General features: G+C 46.5%; 14 protein-coding genes, 1 pseudogene and 1 other annotated feature. Of the genes and pseudogenes, 12 read left to right on the top strand and 3 right to left on the bottom strand.

Features of this window, described 5'->3' with window-relative positions; translation table 11 throughout:
* Positions 1-76 precede the first annotated feature (76 nt).
* From B5G00_RS16135 to B5G00_RS16120, 4 genes are all read left to right on the top strand, one after another.
* Positions 77-679: a hypothetical protein gene (locus B5G00_RS16135; RefSeq protein ID WP_087274611.1), complete on the top strand. Its 603-nt coding sequence runs from the start codon at positions 77-79 to the stop codon at positions 677-679.
* Positions 680-699: 20 nt separating this feature from the next.
* Positions 700-1,587, top strand: a complete 888-nt coding sequence (locus tag B5G00_RS16130) for a LysR family transcriptional regulator (RefSeq protein WP_087274608.1) — start codon at positions 700-702, stop codon at positions 1,585-1,587.
* Between the two features lie 76 nt (positions 1,588-1,663).
* Positions 1,664-3,388, top strand: a complete 1,725-nt coding sequence (locus tag B5G00_RS16125) for an AAA family ATPase (protein ID WP_242971391.1) — start codon at positions 1,664-1,666, stop codon at positions 3,386-3,388.
* Entirely contained in the window at positions 3,363-4,697 is a 1,335-nt protein-coding gene (locus B5G00_RS16120; protein WP_087274607.1) for a D-serine ammonia-lyase, read from the top strand. Before B5G00_RS16125 ends, B5G00_RS16120 begins: the two co-directional genes overlap by 26 nt.
* Before the next feature lie 24 nt (positions 4,698-4,721).
* Here the strand turns inward: B5G00_RS16120 and B5G00_RS16115 are convergent, their stop codons facing one another.
* On the bottom strand, positions 4,722-6,410 hold the full coding sequence (locus B5G00_RS16115) for a carbon starvation CstA family protein (RefSeq protein ID WP_087274605.1): 1,689 nt from the start codon (positions 6,408-6,410) through the stop codon (positions 4,722-4,724).
* A gap of 141 nt (positions 6,411-6,551) precedes the next feature.
* Positions 6,552-6,810: a binding site (T-box leader), on the bottom strand.
* Positions 6,811-6,888: 78 nt separating this feature from the next.
* A complete protein-coding gene (locus B5G00_RS16110) occupies positions 6,889-8,118 on the bottom strand; it encodes an MFS transporter (RefSeq protein WP_087274601.1) in 1,230 nt (409 codons plus the stop codon).
* Between the two features lie 229 nt (positions 8,119-8,347).
* Between B5G00_RS16110 and B5G00_RS16105 the strand changes: the two genes are divergently transcribed.
* The 8 genes and pseudogenes from B5G00_RS16105 to B5G00_RS16075 all read left to right on the top strand — a co-directional run bounded on the left by B5G00_RS16105 (position 8,348) and on the right by B5G00_RS16075 (position 18,282).
* Positions 8,348-10,447: a sodium-translocating pyrophosphatase gene (locus B5G00_RS16105; RefSeq protein WP_087274599.1), complete on the top strand. Its 2,100-nt coding sequence runs from the start codon at positions 8,348-8,350 to the stop codon at positions 10,445-10,447.
* 166 nt (positions 10,448-10,613) lie between these two features.
* Positions 10,614-11,894: pseudogene (locus B5G00_RS19875) on the top strand (GNAT family N-acetyltransferase); the annotation flags it as partial.
* Between the two features lie 36 nt (positions 11,895-11,930).
* Entirely contained in the window at positions 11,931-12,593 is a 663-nt protein-coding gene (locus B5G00_RS19990) for a sterol carrier protein domain-containing protein (RefSeq protein WP_442856359.1), read from the top strand.
* Positions 12,594-12,707: 114 nt separating this feature from the next.
* Entirely contained in the window at positions 12,708-13,733 is a 1,026-nt protein-coding gene (locus B5G00_RS16095; protein ID WP_087274595.1) for an ABC transporter substrate-binding protein, read from the top strand.
* Positions 13,734-13,916: 183 nt separating this feature from the next.
* Positions 13,917-14,855 (top strand): ABC transporter permease, encoded by a 939-nt coding sequence (locus B5G00_RS16090; RefSeq protein ID WP_087274672.1) that lies wholly within the window; start codon positions 13,917-13,919, stop codon positions 14,853-14,855.
* 8 nt (positions 14,856-14,863) lie between these two features.
* Positions 14,864-15,658 (top strand): ABC transporter ATP-binding protein, encoded by a 795-nt coding sequence (locus tag B5G00_RS16085; RefSeq protein ID WP_191386038.1) that lies wholly within the window; start codon positions 14,864-14,866, stop codon positions 15,656-15,658.
* A gap of 449 nt (positions 15,659-16,107) precedes the next feature.
* The gene (locus B5G00_RS16080) at positions 16,108-16,506 is read left to right on the top strand and encodes a YbaN family protein (protein ID WP_087274591.1); all 399 of its coding nucleotides are present in this window, start codon (positions 16,108-16,110) and stop codon (positions 16,504-16,506) included.
* 30 nt (positions 16,507-16,536) lie between these two features.
* Positions 16,537-18,282 (top strand): ABC transporter ATP-binding protein/permease, encoded by a 1,746-nt coding sequence (locus tag B5G00_RS16075; RefSeq protein ID WP_087274589.1) that lies wholly within the window; start codon positions 16,537-16,539, stop codon positions 18,280-18,282.
* Positions 18,283-18,407: 125 nt separating this feature from the next.
* On the opposite strand, the gene B5G00_RS16070 is transcribed toward B5G00_RS16075, so the two are convergent.
* Positions 18,408-19,745, bottom strand: coding sequence for an IS110 family transposase (locus B5G00_RS16070; protein ID WP_087274670.1), 1,338 nt, complete (start codon positions 19,743-19,745; stop codon positions 18,408-18,410).
* Positions 19,746-20,051: the final 306 nt, after the last annotated feature.

Here is a 20,051-nt window from a genome sequence, read left to right as displayed (position 1 = left end):
GTTTTCTGTGACAACTGTCTGAGAATATGATAAAATATGAAAAGTATATTTTTAATATTCCTGAAAGGACAGCTGCATGAAGAAAGAACTTCAATATTTTAAAATAGAAGAGGCCTGGGGAGGCAGTCAGGAATGGTTTTCAGACCGGATGATGCGCCTGGGAGGATGTGCAGCTGTCACAGCATGTGACAGCTGTATTTTCTTTGACTTGTACAAAGGAACAGACCTGTATCCTTTTGACAGGCAGAAAATCACAAAAACAGAATATATGCAATTTGGAATGAAGATGAAACCTTATCTCCGTCCCAGGTGGTCCGGTATTGACACCTTAGATATTTATATGGAAGGATATGGCCAATTTTTGGCAGACCAGGGCTGCAGAGACATCCAAATGGAGCCTCTGTCCGGAGAAGAACCTGTGGAGATAGCAGAGAAGGCGGTTATAGGGCAGATCGACAAGGGATTCCCTGTGCCCTGCCTCACCCTCCGTCACAGAAATCCAGACTATGATATGTTTGAATGGCATTGGTTTCTCCTTGTGGGATATGAAAAACAGGCAGATAAATGTATGGTAAAGATCGTAACTTATGGGAAATATTTCTGGGTTGACCTGAAAGGCCTGTGGGATACAGGACACAGGAGAAAAGGGGGACTTGTTCTTTATCATGAAAAGATATAGGGGAAAGGACAGGTGATTTTTTGCTGTTCAGACAGATGAAATATTTTATTTCCGTGGTGGAATGCAACAGCTTTACAGAGGCGGCGGAGCAGTGCTACATTTCCCAGTCAGCCATTTCTCAGCAGATACGGTCTCTGGAGAAGGAACTGGGAGTAGAGCTGATACACAGAGAAAACCGAAGGTTTACCCTTACTCCAGCGGGAGAATATTTTTATGAACAAAGTAAGGGAATCCTGAATGAAGTAGAGGATATCCTCAGAGAAACTTTCCGCATAGGGAAGGATAAGGAGATGGAGCTTAAGATCGGATATCTGCGGTGCTACAGCGGCCAGGAGCTTCATCAGGCAGTGGCAGAATTTTCCAGGCTTTATCCGGAGGTTTCCATTCATATCGTAAATGGGACCCATGAGGAACTCTATGACCTTCTCCGCTTTGGCGGGGCCGACCTGGTCCTTACAGATCAGAGGAGAGCTTTTTCCGATAAATATGCCAATTTTCAGCTTTTGAAATGCAGCTGCTATGCGGAACTTTCTGTCCGCAGTCCTTTGGCGGAACAGGAATCGGTCACTATGGAAGAACTGAAGCGCCAGGCCTGTATCCTGATATCTTCCAGAGAACAGCAGAATATAGAAGAAGATTATTATAAAAATACCCTGGGCTTTGGAGGACGTTTTTTATTTGCGGAAAATCTGGAGGAGGGCCGTTTGATGGTGGCAGGAAACCGGGGATTTCTGCCTGTTGAAAGGGTAGGGACTCTTCCTCCCTGCGGAACAGGCGTAAAACGGCTGCCTGTCATGGAGCAAGGACAACAGTTAAAGCGGAACTACTGCCTTTTCTGGGTGAAGGAGAATGCCAGTTATTACATTGAAGAGTTTGCTGAGATATTGAGAAAACTTTTGAAAGAGTAAAGTATTTGTCTGGGGAAAATTTGTCTGTAAGGAAATTCCTATATGTGTTATGATTAGCATAGAAAGGAGGAGTAGTATGCTGAAACAGTTGAAGATTCCGGTAGGCGTGTCTGATTTTAGAAAAATCCGGGAAAACGGCTATTACTATATGGATAAAAGTGGTCTGATAGAAGAACTGCTGAAAACAGACGCAACAGAAGTAACACTGATTACCCGTCCCAGACGTTTCGGGAAAACTTTGGGAATGAGTATGCTGGACAATTTTTTGGATATACGAAAAGACAGCAGATATTTATTTTCTGGCCTAAAGATTTCTCAGAATCAGGAACTATGCCGGAAATGGATGAATCAGTGGCCTACTTTGTTTCTCTCTTTTAAAGATGTAGACGGAAGTACTTTTGAAAATGCTATGGGGCTGCTGAAATTTACTCTTTCTCAGATTTGCATAGAGCATCAGTATCTGGAAGAGAGCAGCAGGGTAAACCCTGCATACAAACAGATTTTTACCAGATTAAAGGAACAGACAGGGACTTTTACAGATGTGCAGAGCTCCCTTCTTGTCCTTATGAGAATGATGAAGGAATATTATAAAAAACCAGTGATACTCCTTCTGGACGAGTATGATGTACCTATGGCAAAGGCCAGCAGCAATGGATATTATGAAAAGATGCTGGAAGTGATCAAGACAATGATGAGTACGGCATTGAAGGACAATGAGTCTTTGAGATTTGCCGTGGTCACGGGATGCCTTCGCATTGCAAAGGAAAGTATTTTTACGGGAACGAATAACTTTACAACAGATACGATTTCAGATATACGTTATGACGAGTTTTTTGGATTTACTAGACCGGAGGTTGCTGAATTTTTAAAAGAAGCCGGATGCCAGGACTGTCAGGAAACAGTCCGCAAATGGTATGACGGCTATATATTCGGAAATATAGAAATCTACTGTCCCTGGGATGTGCTGAATTATGTGCAGAGGGTTCTTACAGAGGGTGTGAAAAAACCGGAAAATTTTTGGGAGCATACCAGTGACAATAAAATCATAGAATTGTTCCTGAAACGCAGGGATTTTGATGTGACAGAAAAATTTGAAAAGCTGCTGAACGGCGAAGCCATCCGGGAATCTGTCAATGAAAATGTGAGCTATGACTTTTTGACTTCTACAGAAGAAAATCTCTGGAGCCTGCTGTATCTTACCGGCTATCTTACCAAGGTGAAAGAGGAAACACAGGAAGAGCTGCCCCAGGAAAGAAATAAAATCACCTTAAAGATTCCCAATGCGGAAATCCAGGATATTTTTAGAAAAAGCGTGCTGAACTGGCTGCAGGAAAAAAATATGTATAGTGACAGAAAAGAACTTTTCGAAGCATTGTGGAAAGGGGATTCAGAAAAGCTGACAGAGCTTATCTCGGATTTACTTTTTGATACCATAAGCTATCATGACTATGCAGAAAGCTTTTACCATGCCTTTCTGGCAGGCTTATTTTCCGGGGCTGGTTATGTAGTAGAATCCAACCATGAAAGCGGACTGGGCAGACCGGATCTGGTAATAAAGGACAAAGTAAAACGCCGGGCGGCAGTTTTGGAGGTAAAGGTTTCCAGAAAGGAAAGTGAACTGGAGAGAGGATGCGAAAGAGCACTGGTACAGATACAGGAAAGGCAGTATAGAAAAAAGATAGAGGCATCGGGATTTAAAACAGTGCTGTCCTATGGAGTAGCTTTCTTTCAGAAAAGCTGCCGTATTATGTCCCATATTGCCTGGAGGAAAAAGAATGGAAAACTTGGAAATGCAGATTAAGGACAATTCCTTGCTGGAGAAAATAAAAAAGGGAAAAGAAGTCCTGTGGATCAACCCGGGGAAGATTCCTTTCCAGGAAGCCTCTGAGAATCTTCCTCTGACAGAGGAGGACATTGAAGAGGCCAGGAAAAGACTGGAACGGTTTGCACCTCTGCTCATGAAATATTTTCCGGAGACCAGAGAGCGGAATGGACTTATTGAGTCCCCTCTTACGGAAATCCCTTATATGAAAAAGCGGATGGAAGAAAAATACGGGAAAAAGTGCCGCGGCAGACTGTTCCTTAAAGAAGACAACCGTCTGGCTATTGCAGGTTCTGTGAAAGCCAGAGGGGGTATCTACGAGGTGCTGAAGCACACGGAAGACCTGGCCTTAGCCCATGGACTCCTGAAGCCGGGAGAGGGATATGAACATTTGGGTGACCCGGAGAAAAAGAGATTTTTCAAAGACTATACCATTCAGGTGGGATCTACAGGAAATCTGGGACTGAGCATCGGCATTATCAGTGCTGTTCTGGGATATAAGGTGATCATACATATGTCCGCAGATGCAAAACAGTGGAAAAAAGATCTGCTGAGAAGCTATGGGGTAGATGTCCGGGAATACCGGTCAGACTATGGAAAAGCCGTGGAACAGGGAAGAAAGCTTTCCGCCCGGGATGAGAAAAGTTATTTTGTGGATGATGAAAATTCAAAAGATCTGTTTTTAGGATATGCTACTGCGGGAAAAAGAATCGCAGATCAGCTTCAGGAAGCCGGCATAGCCGTGGATCAGGAGCATCCTCTGTTTGTTTATATACCCTGCGGTGTAGGCGGGGCGCCGGGAGGCATCACTTTCGGCCTGAAAGAAATTTACGGAGATCATGTACACTGCTTTTTTGCAGAGCCTGTCCAGGCTCCCTGTATGCTTCTGGGAATGTCTACAGGGCTTCATGACCGGATATCTGTAGAAGATGTGGGCCTTACCGGAAAGACCCAGGCAGACGGACTGGCCGTAGGACGGCCCTCCGCCTTTGTGGGAAAAGTTATGGAGCCTCTTTTAAGCGGAGCTGTAACTGTGGAAGATGAAAAGCTGTACCGCTATATGAAAGATCTGCTGGATACCCAGAATATCTTCCTGGAACCCAGTGCCTGCGCAGGATTTCAGGGTCCTGTGGGAATCTGGGGAAGTCCGGAGTTTGAAGCATATCTGAGAAAAAATCATCTTGAAGACTCCATGGACAGAGCCGTTCATGTCCTGTGGGCAACAGGAGGAAGCCTGGTGCCGGAGGAAATCCGCAGGAACTATATGAAAGAGGCTGAAAATTTGTAAATTATACAGGAATCACTTCCAAGATCAGGCAGCTGCCTTTTTCTTCAGAAGTTCCTTTCCGGAGGTCACTACAATAGTCACGCCCAGGATCATCAGAAGCACGGCGATTATAAGCTGGAGGCCTTCTACCATAAATACTCCCGTTCCTGCTGTAAAGGCATTGACCAGAGCGATAAATCTCTGCACCAAAGCAGTAAAGGTTACCACCAGCATGATCACGAAAGGAGGTACCAGAGTCCGCAGTTCCCGGCCTGTGACTTTCAGGAATACGCAGAGGGTGATCAGTACCAGAGCGCTGAGGAGCTGGTTGGCGCTTCCGAAGAGAGGCCAGATATTGGAGTAGCCTACCTGTGTCAGGATATAGCCGAATGCCAGTGTGATCAGAGTGGCAAAATATTTGTTGCACAGGACTTTTCTCCAGCCTTTGGCATGTTCCATGTCATCCACACTGAACAGCTCCTGGAAAGACATACGTCCGATACGTGCCACGGAATCCAGGGTAGTGAAAGCCAGGGCGGATACGCACATGGTCATAAAGCTCTGGGCCACAAATACAGGAATGTGGAACATTTCCAGGAAACCTGCAACTCCTGAGGAGAAGATCTGGAAGGGGGTTCCCACTGCGGCGGTTCCGTCTGCGCTGGCGGCGGCTCCTGCCACACACAGGGCGATGACAGCCAGAAGACTTTCCAGTACCATGGCGCCGTAGCCTACCTTCAGCATATCCTTTTCATTGGAAATCGTTTTTGAGGAGGTGCCGGAGGATACCAGGCTGTGGAATCCAGATACGGCGCCGCAGGCAACGGTCACAAACAGAATGGGGAAAAGAGTTCCCAGGTTTTCATTCTGGAATCCTGTAAAAGCAGGAAGGTTCATGGAAGGATGCGCAAAGATCAGTCCAAGGACCGCCCCTGCGATCATGCCGATAAACATAAAGGTGGACATATAATCTCTTGGCTGCATAAGGAACCACATAGGAAGTACAGCTGCCAGGAAAATATAGATAAAAGCAATATAGATCCACATTTCCTTGCCAAGGATCACAGGAAGGTTCATTCCGCATACAAAAGCCAGTACCGTAAAAACCAATCCCAGGACCACTTCTTTCCAGCCGGTAAACTTCATCTTTTTCTGTACCAGTCCGAAGACTGCGGCAAAGAGGATGAAGAACAGGGAAATACTTCCGGCAGCGCCGTTTACAGTGGCGTTTTCAGAGAGGGTCTGCACGCCGTCTGTTACCACGTAGGCGTTGAATGTATCTGCCACCATATCTGCGAAGGCAGCCATAACGATGAGGGTAAACAGCCAGCAGAATCCCAGGAACAGTTTACGGCCCGTCTTGCCTATGTATTTCTCAATGAGAAGTCCCATGGATTTTCCATCGTTTTTTACACTGGCGTAAAGGGCCCCGAAGTCTGTGACAGCCCCGAAGAAGATACCGCCCAGGATGATCCACAGAAGGACCGGCAGCCAGCCGAAGGCAGCGGCCTGGATAGCTCCCGTAACAGGGCCTGCTCCTGCGATGGAAGAAAACTGGTGGGCAAATACGGTCCAGCCGTCTGTAGGCACATAGTCCTGTCCGTCATTATGAAGGACAGCCGGAGTCTTTGCTTTGGGGTCGATGCCCCATTTTTTCGCCAGCCAGCGTCCATATAAAGCATAAGCTGCGATCAGACATACGGCGGCGATGAGTACGATTACAAGTGTGTTCATAATTTCATGTCTCCTTTGCTTATTTTCTGATCCAAGCCAAATAGCGTCCCAGGCGCTGTCCATCTGCCTGAAAGTTCCTGTACAGGAAGCCTGGCCTATTGCCTGCAGAAATAAAAAAACGCCTCCTGACAGATTGCTCTGTCAGAAGACGAATGATATGATCTCCGCGTTACCACTTCTAATTACCGGATTTACCGGTCTCTCAGTCCCGTCGTTCAGTTTCTGCTGAATTAACAGGTTTCCCTATAACGGAGGAATTCCGGTCCGGGTTACTGATTTCACGTTCACCCTGACTGCTCACAGGTGATAGCCGCCCTGGCTATGCTGTCTCCTCACACCGCCCGGAGACTCTCTGAAAACATAACTGCCTGGGAAGTCTTGTCCTGTTCTTCGCATTGGCTTTTCTCAATTCGCTATCATTATATCTCAAAAAAGCAGAATGTCAACAGGAAAATTTTATCAGATTTTTATGATTTTTTTAGATTTTGTCTGCTTTTATAAAGATCAGAAATCCGATAAGAAACATTACCGAAAGTGCACCCACGCCCAGATTCACGCTTCCGGAGACCTGGCTTACCAGGGATACCAGCATGGTTCCCATAAAGGATGCCCCTTTGCCGCAGATATCGTAAATACCGAAATATTCCCCGGATTTGTCTTCCGGGATGATCTGGGCAAAGTAGGAGCGGGACAGAGACTGGATAGCTCCCTGGAAAATTCCCACGCATACGGCCAGGATCCAGAACTGATACTGTTTGGAGAGAATGATCCCATAAAGAGAAATACAGAAATAGGCTCCGATACAGATCAGGATCAGCCTGGAGGCCGGAGCTTTTCTGGACAGTCTTCCAAAGGTCAGTGCTGCGGGAAAAGCCACGATCTGGGTCAGCAAAAGAGCCAGAAGGAGTCCTGTGGTATCCAGGCCGAGAGCGGTTCCATAGGCGGTGGCCATATCGATAATGGTGTAAACCCCGTCAATAAAGAAGAAAAAGGCGATCAGGAAAAAGAGGATTTTCTTTTTCTCTTTCAGCTCAGAAAAAATCCTGGCCAGACGTTTCAGACCTGAGGAGACAGGACTTTTGGTCACAGGGGTAAAGTTTTTCTGCCTGTAAGAGGTAGTCAGAGGCAGGGCCATACACACCCACCATATGGCGGTGAGAAGAAAGGCGCCGCCCATAGCCAGCTCCATGGAAATGCCAAGATTTTCATAGAACAATACCAGAAGCAGGCTGATGATAAAAGGTATGCAGCTTCCGATATAGCCCCAGGCATAGCCGTGGGAGGATACCTCGTCCATCCGGTCTTTGTCTGTAATATCCGTAAGCATGGAATCATAGACAACAAGACTCAGGGAATAGGCGGATTTGGCGATGACAAATACCAGCAGGAACCAGAGCCAGGATGAGGTGAATCCCAGGAACACACACCCCAGGGCGCCGATAAGCAGGACGGTCAGGAAGATTTTTTTCTTCCAGCCGGGGAAATCAGAAAATGTTCCCAGCACAGGTCCCAGTATGGCTACAATCACGGTAGATACCGATACGGCGTAGCCCCAGTAAGCCAGATAATCTACGTCGGATACTCCGGCATTTCCTGCCAGATAATTGAAATAGATCGGCATGATGGTAGAAACTAAAAGGGTAAATGCAGAATTTCCCACATCATACAAGATCCATTTTTTCTCTAAAGCATTCAGTTTGAATTTCATAATTTGTTTTCCTCCTTCATAGTAATGGTACTATAGATGGCGGGGGATTTCTATATAAAATATTTCAAATCTATGTAAAAAAATATACCTGTTCTGTAAAGTATCCCAAATATAATGAAAACGATATCGCTACCTTATTATTTACAGAAAATACTGTTCTTTTTTTAGAATACGAAGTATAATATAAACAAATGGCACATAGTTATAGTATCTTGAAAGGGGGTTTTTTATGGACAACCAATTAGCGTTACTTACTTTGTTCGGTTCTATCCTGGCCCTGGCTTTTGGGGCCAGCCGGGCAGCGAGAGTGCTGAAATTTCCCCAGGGAAATGAGCAGATGCAGAAAATATCATCTTCTATTCACCATGGGGCGATGGCTTACCTCAGGAGGCAGTACCGGATACTGATCTGCTTTTTCGCAGGTATGTTCGTCATACTTTTTGCTATGGCGGCTTTTGGCTATCTTACCTGGTTTGTGCCTTTTGCCTTTATTACCGGGGGATTCTTCTCCGGTCTTTCCGGCTTTGTGGGAATGCAGATCGCTACCAGGGCCAATGCCCGGACAGCGGCTGCCTGCCAGCAGGGGCTGAACAAAGGACTGAACGTAGCTTTTTCCGCAGGATCTGTCATGGGGTTTACAGTGGTGGGACTGGGACTTCTGGATATTTCCATCTGGTACCTTCTGCTCCGCCTGGTTTTTAAACTTCCCATAGAGGATATTACCAGCACCATGCTCACCTTCGGAATGGGAGCTTCCAGTATGGCTCTTTTCGCCCGTGTGGGAGGAGGGATTTACACCAAAGCAGCCGATGTAGGAGCGGACCTGGTAGGAAAAGTGGAGGCTGGGATCCCTGAGGATGACCCTAGAAATCCTGCGGTAATCGCAGACAATGTAGGAGATAACGTAGGAGATGTGGCTGGAATGGGTGCAGATCTTTATGAGTCCTATGTAGGCTCCATTCTTTCTGCCTGTGCCCTGGGAGTTATCGCTTTCAATAAAATCGAGTCTGTGGATCGTGTAAACGCAGTGGTAATTCCTATGGTCCTGGCGGCAGTGGGAGTTCTGGCTTCTATCATCGGAAGCCTTCTGGTGAAGACCGGAGAAAGTACCAAGCAGAGCACTCTTCTCGGAGCCCTGCGGAGAGGGACCAATACCAGCGCTATTTTAATAGCAGTAGTGGCCTTTCCTTTAGTATGGCTGGTTCTTGGAAGAGAATTTATCGGTTTTTATCTGGCCATTCTGGCTGGCCTTCTGGCAGGAGTGCTGATCGGATTTTTTACAGAATATTTTACCTCAGATACGTATAAGCCTACCCAGAATCTGGCAGATAAATCAGCCACCGGTTCGGCCACCATTATTATCGGAGGGCTGAGTCTGGGTATGCTTTCTACAGCTCTTCCAATTTTGATCGTGGTCATCTGCGTAATGGCAGCCTATGTATGTTCCGGAGGTTTTATCGAAGCTACCAGAGGTTTGTATGGGATTGCCCTTTCTGCAGTTGGGATGTTGTCTACTCTGGGAATTACCCTTGCCACAGATGCCTACGGCCCTATAGCAGACAATGCAGGAGGAATTGCAGAGATGGCAGGACTTGATCCGGAGGTACGGGTAAGGACAGACGCCCTGGATTCTCTGGGAAATACCACAGCCGCCACAGGAAAAGGCTTTGCCATCGGTTCTGCTGCTCTGACAGCTCTGGCCCTGATCGCTTCTTATGTGGAGAAGGTACAGGAAGTAGGAGGGGCATCTGTGGAGCTGGATATGAGTATTATGAATCCTACTGTTCTGTGCGGCATCTTTATCGGGGCCTGCCTGCCCTTTGTCTTTGCGGCCCTTACCATGTCCTCTGTAGGCCGGGCGGCTCAGAGTATCGTAATAGAAGTAAGAAGGCAGTTTAAAGAGATCAAAGGCCTGATGGAAGGAAAGGCAGAGGCGGATTATGAAACCTGTGTGGATATCTGTACCAGGGCCAGTCTTCGGGAAATGATCCTTCCTACTTTGCTGGCTATTGTTACTCCGGTGGTCACCGGCCTGATCCTGGGTTATAACGGGGTCATCGGCCTTTTGGCCGGATCTACGGCTACAGGCTTTCTCATGGCGGTTTTCATGGCAAATGCCGGGGGCGCCTGGGACAATGCTAAAAAATATATCGAGGGCGGCGCCCACGGAGGAAAAGGAAGCGAGGCGCATAAAGCAGCGGTGGTTGGAGATACGGTGGGAGATCCCTTCAAAGATACCTCAGGACCCTCCATTAACATCCTTATCAAACTTCTATCCATGGTATCCATTGTATTTGCAGCACTGGTAGTACAGTTCCATATATTCTGAGAAAACTAGAGAGGAGCTGCCGCGGCAGCTCCTTGAAAAATGTCCAGAATATGATATACTAATATGGACCAAAAATGGCCAGTTTCGGGCCGGATAAAAGAAAATATAAGGAGACAAAATCGTGAATTTAGAATTTAAGGAAATCACTGTGGAGGACAGTCCTCTGATGATGCCCTATTATAACATGCGTAAAAACAACACCTGCGACAGTGTTTTTCTGGAGAGCTTTATCTGGAAAGAATTTTATAATGTCCGTTATGCAATCTGGGAAAACAGGGCATTGCTGTGGCTTATGGAATACAACGGGAAATGTTTTTCTGCCATGCCTCTCTGTAAAGAGGAGGACCTGCCGGACGCATTCCATGCCATTGAGCAGTATTTTAATGAGGAACTGGGTTATCCTCTTGTGATCAACCTGGCAGATGAGTATGCGGTAAAATATCTGAACCTGCCGGAAGAGAAATACTTTGTAAAAGAGCAGGAGGATTCCAGAGACTATCTGTATCTTGGAGAGCCTCTGCGGAAACTCTCAGGGAAGAAACTTCATAAGAAAAAGAACCGGCTGAATGTATTTCTCCGCCAGTATGAGGGAAGATTTGAATACAGGACTCTGGGATGCGATGACAAAGATGACATGTGGAAATTCCTGGACCGCTGGAGGATCCAGAAAGGCGAGGACCAGGAGGAGCATTTAGACTATGAAGTCCGGGGAATCCACGACATTCTGAGAAACTGCTGTGAGCTGAACATCCACATGGGAGGAATTTATGTAGATGGACAGTTAGAGGCCTTCTCTGTGGGAAGCTACAACAAGATCGAGGATATGGCGGTGATCCATATTGAAAAAGCCAACCCGGAAATCCCGGGACTTTATCAGGCTATTAATCAGATGTTCCTGCTCCATGAATTCCCGGAGGTCCAGTGGGTGAACCGGGAAGACGATATGGGACTGGAGGGACTGAGAAAGGCCAAGATGTCCTATAATCCGGCAGACTTTGCAAGAAAATATCTGGTAGAACAGCTTCTGGACGGACAAAAATCTTATAAATGGGCGGAAGAAATCGAGAATACCGCTTCAGAAAACCTGCCGGAATATCTTCCCCAGGAAGAAAAGAAAGAGACGATTCCTCTCTGGAAATCCTGTTTTCCGGAAGATACAGATGCTTATCTGGACTTTTATTATCAGGAGAAGACCAGGGACAACCGTATTCTGGTGAAAAAAGAAGAGGGAAGGATCGTCTCCATGCTTCACAGAAATCCTTATAAAGTCCATATAGGAGAGAAATCGGGGATGGCCGACTATATCGTGGCAGTTGCCACAGAAGAGAGCCAAAGAGGCAAGGGATATATGAGAGAGGTGCTGACCCGGGCGTTAAGAGACATGAACCTGGAAGGGAGGCCTTTTACTTTCCTGATGCCTGCGGCAGAGGCCATTTACCGTCCTTTTGATTTCCGGTTTATCTGGAAAAGACAGAAGCTGCAGATGGTCTCTGATGCTAGGGAGAAGCTGGAGCAGATCCCGGTGTCAGAGAGCCGGGAAGACTGTGAGGCTGCCGGAGCATATATGGAACAGTGGCTTTCAAAGAGAAGCCAGGTCTATACCTGCCGTGACGAAGCCTATGTACGTCGAATGAAAAAAGAATTGGAAAGTGAAAAGAGAGAGCTGTATTTCCTCAGGGACAGCAGCGGAGAGATCCAGGGCCTTCAGGCCTTTGCAGAAGACCAGGAGAAAAAACATGTACTTCTGTATGCAGAGGAAAAATGGCATGTCCGGGAAGAAGAAAACCAGGGAATTATGGGAAGGATCACATCTGTAAGAGAATTTCTCCCTGTTTTTAGTCTTAAGGAATCAGGGGTTCTTACTCTTCGGCTGGAAATAGAGGACAAGCTGATTCCTGAAAACGAAGGAAGCTTTCTCTGGAGCCTGGATGAAAATGGAAGCAGTCTGAGCATGGGCGGAGGCCAGGAGGAGCTGCAGGCAGCCCAGAGGCTGTGGACATTGAAGGCAGATATCGGAGATTTAACTGCCTGGCTGTTTGGCTGCGAAGAAGCAGAGACTCTGTGGTCGGATATGCCGGAAGAGATGAGAACAGATTTAGATAAGATCCAGAAGATCCAGGGAATCTGGCTGGACGAGATCGTATAAAAATATATTTCAAGTTGACGAATATAGCCCTGGGGTGTATAATAGCACCATTAGAACTTTTGCGCAGTAAAGCGTAACGGTTTTTCGTGATAAAGCAACAGGGAGGAAATGAAAATGAAGTTGAAGAAAATATTGGCGATCATGATGGCAGCGACCATGGGTATGGCAATGACTGCCTGCGGAGGAAGTTCTGATTCCGGCTCAGAGAGCAGCGGTACAGAGGAAAGCGCGTCTTCTGAGTCATCAGGAAGCGGCGAAACTTATACTATAGGTATCTGCCAGCAGATGGAACACGATGCGCTGGATCAGGCTACCCAGGGATTTATGGATGCCTGTACAGAACTTTTCGGGGAAGGAAATGTAGAATTTGATCAGCAGAATGCTCAGGGCGAGCAGGCTATGTGTTCTACCATTATTAATAACTTTGTATCTGCAGATGTAGATCTGATCCTGGCAAACGCTACGCTGCCTTTACAGACAGCAGCCCAGGCAACGGCAGATATCCCTATCCTGGGAACTTCTATTACAGACTATGCTACAGCTCTTGGCATTGATGACTGGACGGGAGCTACCGGAGTAAATGTTTCCGGAACCAGCGACCTGGCCCCTATCGACCAGCAGGAGGATATGCTGTTAGAGCTGCTGCCGGATACCAAGAAAGTAGGAATTCTTTACTGTTCTGCAGAACCTAATTCCCAGTACCAGGCACAGCTTTTTGAGGAAGCTCTGGAAGAAGACGGAATTGAATACGAAGAATATACTGCAGCCGACTCCAATGAAATCCAGACAGTAGTGACCAGCGCCATTGAAACCTGCGATGCGATCTATATTCCTACAGACAATACTATGGCATCCAATACACAGATTGTAAATAACGTATGTATGCCTGCAAAGATTCCTGTAATCGCAGGAGAGCAGGGAATCTGTTCCGGATGTGGAATTGCTACTCTGTCAATCAGCTACTATGATATCGGATACACAGCTGGCGAAATGGCTTATCAGGTTTTGGCAGAAGGCGAGGATATTTCTACTATGGAAATTCAGACTGCTCCGGAAGTAACCAAAATGTATAATCCTACAATTTGTGAAGAATTAGGAATTACCATTCCGGAAGATTACGAAGCTATCGAGACAGAATAATAAATTGTTTTTCATATGCCGCAGCCGGCTAAAGCAGGCAGCGGACTGTCTGAGAACAGACAGGGAGCCGCCGCATTAAACTTTTACATTTTGTTTAATGCGGCGGCCTCTGTTGCTGTATTGAAAAATGTGATAGATTGATAAAACATAAAAATACACTGGAAAGGAATAAATGACATGACTATGACAATGCTGATGGCACTGGACCCGATGGCTCTGGTGCGGTCTCTCCCGGGTAATGCGGCCCAGGGACTTATTTGGGGAATTATGGCTTTGGGGGTATACATCACCTTCCGGATCCTGGATTTTGCAGATCTGACGGTAGATGGTTCACTGGCTACAGGAGGAGCCGTGGCGGTAATGCTGATACAGGGAGGCATGCACCCTGCCCTGTCTCTGATCTTTGCCTTCCTGGCAGGAATGGCCGCAGGCTTTGTAACAGGCTTTCTTCACACAGCCCTGGGAATCCCGGGGATCCTGGCCAGTATTCTGACCCAGATTTCTCTTTATTCTGTAAATCTGGGAATCATGGGAAAGGCCAATCAGAGTATGGGAATCGGACAGAAAGGCCTGGTAGCTTCTGCCCGTTATGTTACATCTGATAATAGTTATCTGTTTTTCATCGGCCTGATCGTGGGATGCCTTGTCCTTGTGGCTATTGTATATTGGCTTTTCGGAACAGAGCTTGGAGCTTCTATCCGTGCCACAGGATGTAATCCTCAGATGGCAAGCGCCCAGGGCATCAATACAAATTTCTGCAAAGTTATCGCCCTGATGATCTCCAACGGCCTGGTAGGTCTGTGCGGAGGCGTATATGCTCAGTATCAGGGAGCTGCAGATGTAAATGCAGGCCGTGGCGCTATTGTTATCGGCCTGGCCGCCGTGATCATCAGTGAGGTCATCTTCGGAAAGCTCTGTGCAGGAAAGAAAATTGCCTTTGCCTATACGCTGGCATCCGTTTTCGTGGGAGCTATCTTATATTACATTGCCTATGCTCTGGTAATGTGGCTGGGAATCGACTCTGACTACATGAAACTGTTTTCAGCAGTAGTCGTGACCTGTTTCCTGGCGGCACCTTATCTCAAAGGAAAATATCTGGTAAGAAGGAGGATGGCAAAATAATGGGATATATGCTGGAAATCAAAGATCTTCACAAGACCTTTAACATAGGAACCATTAATGAAAAAGTAGCTCTGGACGGAGTAAATCTGAATCTGAATCCCGGGGATTTCGTGACTATTATCGGTGGAAACGGGGCGGGGAAATCTACGACCCTGAACGCCATTGCCGGGGTCTGGCCCATCGACCAGGGAAAAATAATCGTAGACGGAGTGGACATTACCCGGCTGTCGGAACATAAGAGAGCCGTTTATCTGGGAAGAGTTTTCCAGGACCCTATGACAGGAACTGCCTCTACCATGTCCATTGAGGAAAACATGGCTATTGCCGCCAGAAGAGGAGAGCGCAGAGGATTCCGCTGGAGTATTTCCAGAAAAGAGAGAGAGTTCTATAAAGAACAATTAAGAGAACTGGATCTGGGACTGGAGGAGCGTCTTACCACAAAGGTGGGACTGCTTTCCGGAGGACAGAGGCAGGCCATTACCCTGCTGATGGCTTCACTTAAAAAACCAAAGCTTCTTCTTTTGGATGAGCACACAGCGGCTCTTGATCCAAAGACCGCAGCGAAAGTACTGGAGATTTCTGATAAGATCATTCAGGAACACAGTCTTACAGCTATGATGGTAACCCATAATATGAAGGATGCCATTGCCCACGGAAACCGTCTGATCATGATGCACGAAGGGAAAGTGATCTATGATGTAGCGGGAGAAGAGAAGAAGAAATTACATGTATCCGACCTGCTGGCTAAATTTGAAGAAGTCAGCGGCGGAGAATTTGCAAATGACAGAATGATGCTGGCATAATACCATAACATAAGGTGCGGAGTAATCTGTACACATGATTATGAAGCCTGTTGTTTTAAGAGGGGGACTTAAAACAGCAGGCTTTTTAAAAAATCGAAACGGGGAGATTTAAATGGAAGACTCTGAGAGAAGGAAGAAAAGACAGCAGGACCGGGAATTCCAGAGAAGAGAGATGGAAAGGAGGGAGAGAGAAAAACTTCCGAAGTGCAGCACGATGTTGGAATCGTTTATGGGGAAAAAACAGACTTTATCCTGTGTATTATGATTGATGAAATCACAAGTGAGGCAGAAAAATATTGACAAAGATAATGGGAATATGGTATATAAATACAAGGTAGACGCAGCTAACTCATTTATGAAGCCGCGCTTTTTTTAAGACTATAAGTTAAATATAACTAACCATTTAGAAGTTTTAAGGAAGAAACTCTAACAAGGTAGAAAGGAAAAATATGAAGAAAAATCCATTAAAGCTATTTTGGATGATACTTGGTTTTATATGCCTGGGTCTGGGAACTGTGGGAGTGGTCCTCCCTATTCTCCCTACAGTACCTTTTTATATGGCTACAGTTTTCTGTTTTGCCAAAAGCTCCAGAAAACTTCACGACTGGTTCATTGGGACCAGTCTGTATAAGAAACATCTGGAATCTTTTGTACAGAAGAAGGCTATGACTATGAAAACAAAACTGACCATTGTGGGAACGGTTACCTTGGTAATGGCGGCAGGATTTCTCATGATGAGCAATGTTCCTGTAGGAAGGATCTGTCTGGCGGTGGTATGGGTATGCCATCTGCTGTACTTCTTCCTCAGAGTTAAAACAGTAAGAGAGGGAGAAGGTGTATCTGCCTGATCTCCCGCAGAAAAACGAGGCTGAATATTTATGATCAAGACAAGACTGGTGAGACTGCTGTCTCACGCAAAAAAATATATAGTATATAACATTCTCTGGCAGTGGATCGCACTTCTGGCTCAGATCCTTGCAGTGTTCTCCATTGCAGAGCTTTTGGGTAAAGTGGTGGATGCCGAAAATCTGCCCCAGGCCCTGGGAGAACTGTCCCTGGGAAGGACAGTTTTCCTCCTTGTTCTGGCTGTGGCAGTCCGGTTTCTCTGTGAGCGGATGGCGGCCAGGGCTTCTTATGAAGCCAGCGTAGATGTAAAGAGGATCCTGCGGAAGAAAATCTATGAAAAACTCCTGAGGCTGGGAGCTTCTTATAAAGAGAAAACATCTACTTCAGAGGTGGTTCAGCTAAGCACCGAAGGCGTAGAACAACTGGAAATATATTTTGGAAAATACCTTCCCCAGCTTTTTTACAGCCTTCTGGCACCTCTGACTCTTTTTTTGATTTTATCTTTTGTAAACCTTAAGGCCAGCCTGGTATTACTGATCTGTGTGCCTTTGATTCCCATATCCATTGTAGCAGTACAGAAATTTGCAAAAAAACTGCTGAGCAGATACTGGGGTGTTTATACAGGTCTTGGAGACAGCTTCCTGGAAAACCTCCAGGGCCTGACTACTTTGAAAATCTATCAGGCAGATGAGCAGAAAGCAGAGGAGATGGACCAGGAAGCTCAGGAATTCAGACGGATAACCATGAAGGTCCTGACTATGCAGCTAAATTCTACCAGCGTTATGGACATTGTAGCTTACGGTGGCGCGGCAGTGGGGATGATCGTGGCTGTCAGCGAATTTCTTGTAGGAAGACTGGAATTTTCCGGGACCCTTGCCATTATTCTTCTGGCTTCAGAGTTTTTTATTCCCCTGCGGCTTCTGGGATCCTTTTTCCACATTGCCATGAACGGTATGACAGCCAGTGACAAGATTTTTCATCTCCTGGATCTGGAGGAACCAGAAAAGGGAGAAGAGAAAATGTCTCCGGAGAACTTTGATATAGAACTGCAAAATATACGGTTTTCTTACGAAGAGGACAGAGAAATCCTGAAAGGGGTCAGCCTGGTTATTCCCCAAGGTTCCTTTGTGTCTCTGGTAGGAGAGTCCGGCTGTGGGAAAAGTACCATTGCCGGTCTGCTTACCGGAAAGCTTCAGGGCTATCAGGGAGAAATCCATATAGGAGAAAAGCCCCTGGCCCAAATCCAGGAAAGGGAACTGATGGACCACATAACCCTTGTACGGCATAACAGTTACCTTTTTAAGGGAACAGTGGCAGAGAATCTGCAGATGGCAAAGCCTGAGGCTGAAGTGGAAGAAATGAGGAGTGTGCTCTCCAGAGTGAATCTGCTGGGATTTTTAGATGCTCAGGAGGGACTTGAGACAAAACTTCTGGAACAGGGAGCCAATCTGTCCGGAGGCCAGCGTCAGAGACTGGCCCTTGCCAGAGCTCTTCTCCATGACACCCCGGTATATATCTTTGACGAAGCTACTTCAAACATAGATGCAGAAAGCGAGGATCTGATCATGGAAGTGATCCGGGAACTGGCCAAGACCAGAACTGTCCTTCTTATCTCCCACAGACTGTCCAATGTGGCGGCTTCTGACAGGATTTACCTTCTGGACCAGGGGGAGATCCGGGAGGCAGGAACCCACGAGGAACTGATGAAGCAGAAAGGCGCCTACTGCAGACTTTACGAAACCCAGAAAAATCTGGAAATATATGGAAAGTCCAGCTAAGAAATGTCAAGAGGTGATATGAAAAAGATTAAATTTATTACAATAGAGCAAAAAAGGGTAACCTTAACAGACCATTCTCCAATATAGGACTGGTCAGAAACTAAATATTCAGAATGCTGTGTTGATTATGCAGCTTTCCTGATCTTATCGGGATGCTCTGCAGCAAAGCGTCTGCAGTGTTCTTCCGGAGTGATGATCTCAAAAGGTTTGTTATCCCGGAGCATGGCAAAGATGATGTTGCAGATCTTATGCATGACAGCGCCCATTGCTACCGGCTTTTTCTTGCAGGAACACTTCCGGGTGAAGTAGTCGTAAACTACAGGATTCACAGGTGTGCCGCTTCCTTTAGCAACCTTTACGTTATTGAGCGCGGCCATATGAAGAACCCGTCTGGCAAGGCTGGAGCCACGCTTGGACATATGTACTTTATCGCCATTGAGCTTTCCGGACTGTTTGACAGCGGGGTCAAGCCCAAAGTAGGCGTAAAGCTTTTTCGGGGAAGAAAAAAGTTTAAAATCCCCCATCTCTGCGACCAGGACGACTGCACTTAAGAATCCGATCCCGTACAGGGACTGCAGAAGGCAGATCTGGTCGTAGATCAAGGTATCCTGCAGTTTCTCTACCGTCTCATGAAGTGCTTTCAGGAGCGCGTCCAGATGCTTCTGGTATTCCTGGTAAGTGTCGATATAAAGACGGATGCGGACAGCATTGCTAGGAAGAGCCCTGCCGAAAACAGCGGCATCCTGCGCGGCAGAGATGATGGCGTCATACTTACGCAGGGCATAAGCTTCGCCAAAACGTGCGGTACTGCGGATGATATCCACAATGTCCTCTTTGGAGGCGGCAAGCATGTCCTCAGGAAGAGGATAAGAGCTTAACAGCTTTAAGGAAGACTGTGTGGTGACTTTGCTGAAGACCTTAGCGTAAGCGGGAAAAGATACTTTCAGTTCCGCAGTGAGCTTCAGGGCGACAGCAGACTGGAGGTCCTTGAAATAATAATAATCACGGACCAGGTTTCGCAGATCGACAACAGAATCATCCGGGAGGATGGAAGTCTTGAGAGAAACATTCAGGCCAACAAGGGCAGCCTTTTTTGAATCGAATTTATCATTATGCAGTTTCCTTATGTTGATGTTTGTGCTATTCTTAGTGATGATAGGATTAATGACGGAGCAGTCAAAACCCTTATCACGAAGGAAGCACAGGAGCGGGATGTGGTAGATCCCGGTAGACTCAAGGAAGCAGCGGCTTTTGAGAGAATACGTCTCTTGCGCTTCCTTTATTTTTGTGACAGCGAGATCTCTGGACCTGGGATCAGAATGGATGATCTTAAAAGGCTTCCCTATAAAAGAACCATTGGGGAGAGCAATCGACATCCAGGTAAAATCGGCGCCAACATCAAGGCCGACAGAGAGGTAAGAAGAAACGCTGTCAATCAATGAAAGTAATCTTTTGTAATGCATGATAAAAATCCTTTCCGGCAGGCATCCATTTCCATAAGGCGGATACACAACCTAGCGGCTTATACAGGTATAGCCTGAGGCTTCCCAACCAGCCAAACCATAAATCACCACCGAATGGACAGACAGACTTTCTAAGAGGTTTCTCCGGCGTAAGGCCGGGTCCCAAGGAGGAGTCGTCAATCGCCCTGCCTCAGTGATTATACCTCATGATCAGACTTGGTGCATCATGGAAGCCACAGACACGGTAAGGAAACAATAACTTCTGATGGAGAGAGAATCCCTCCTTCAGTTATTCATTTAGACTTT

It is taken from the genome of Blautia sp. An46, assembly GCF_002161645.1.
Lineage (GTDB): Bacteria > Bacillota > Clostridia > Lachnospirales > Lachnospiraceae > Blautia > Blautia ornithocaccae.
Note: the sequence above shows the minus strand (reverse complement) of the source record. Positions and strands in the feature narration are given on the sequence as shown.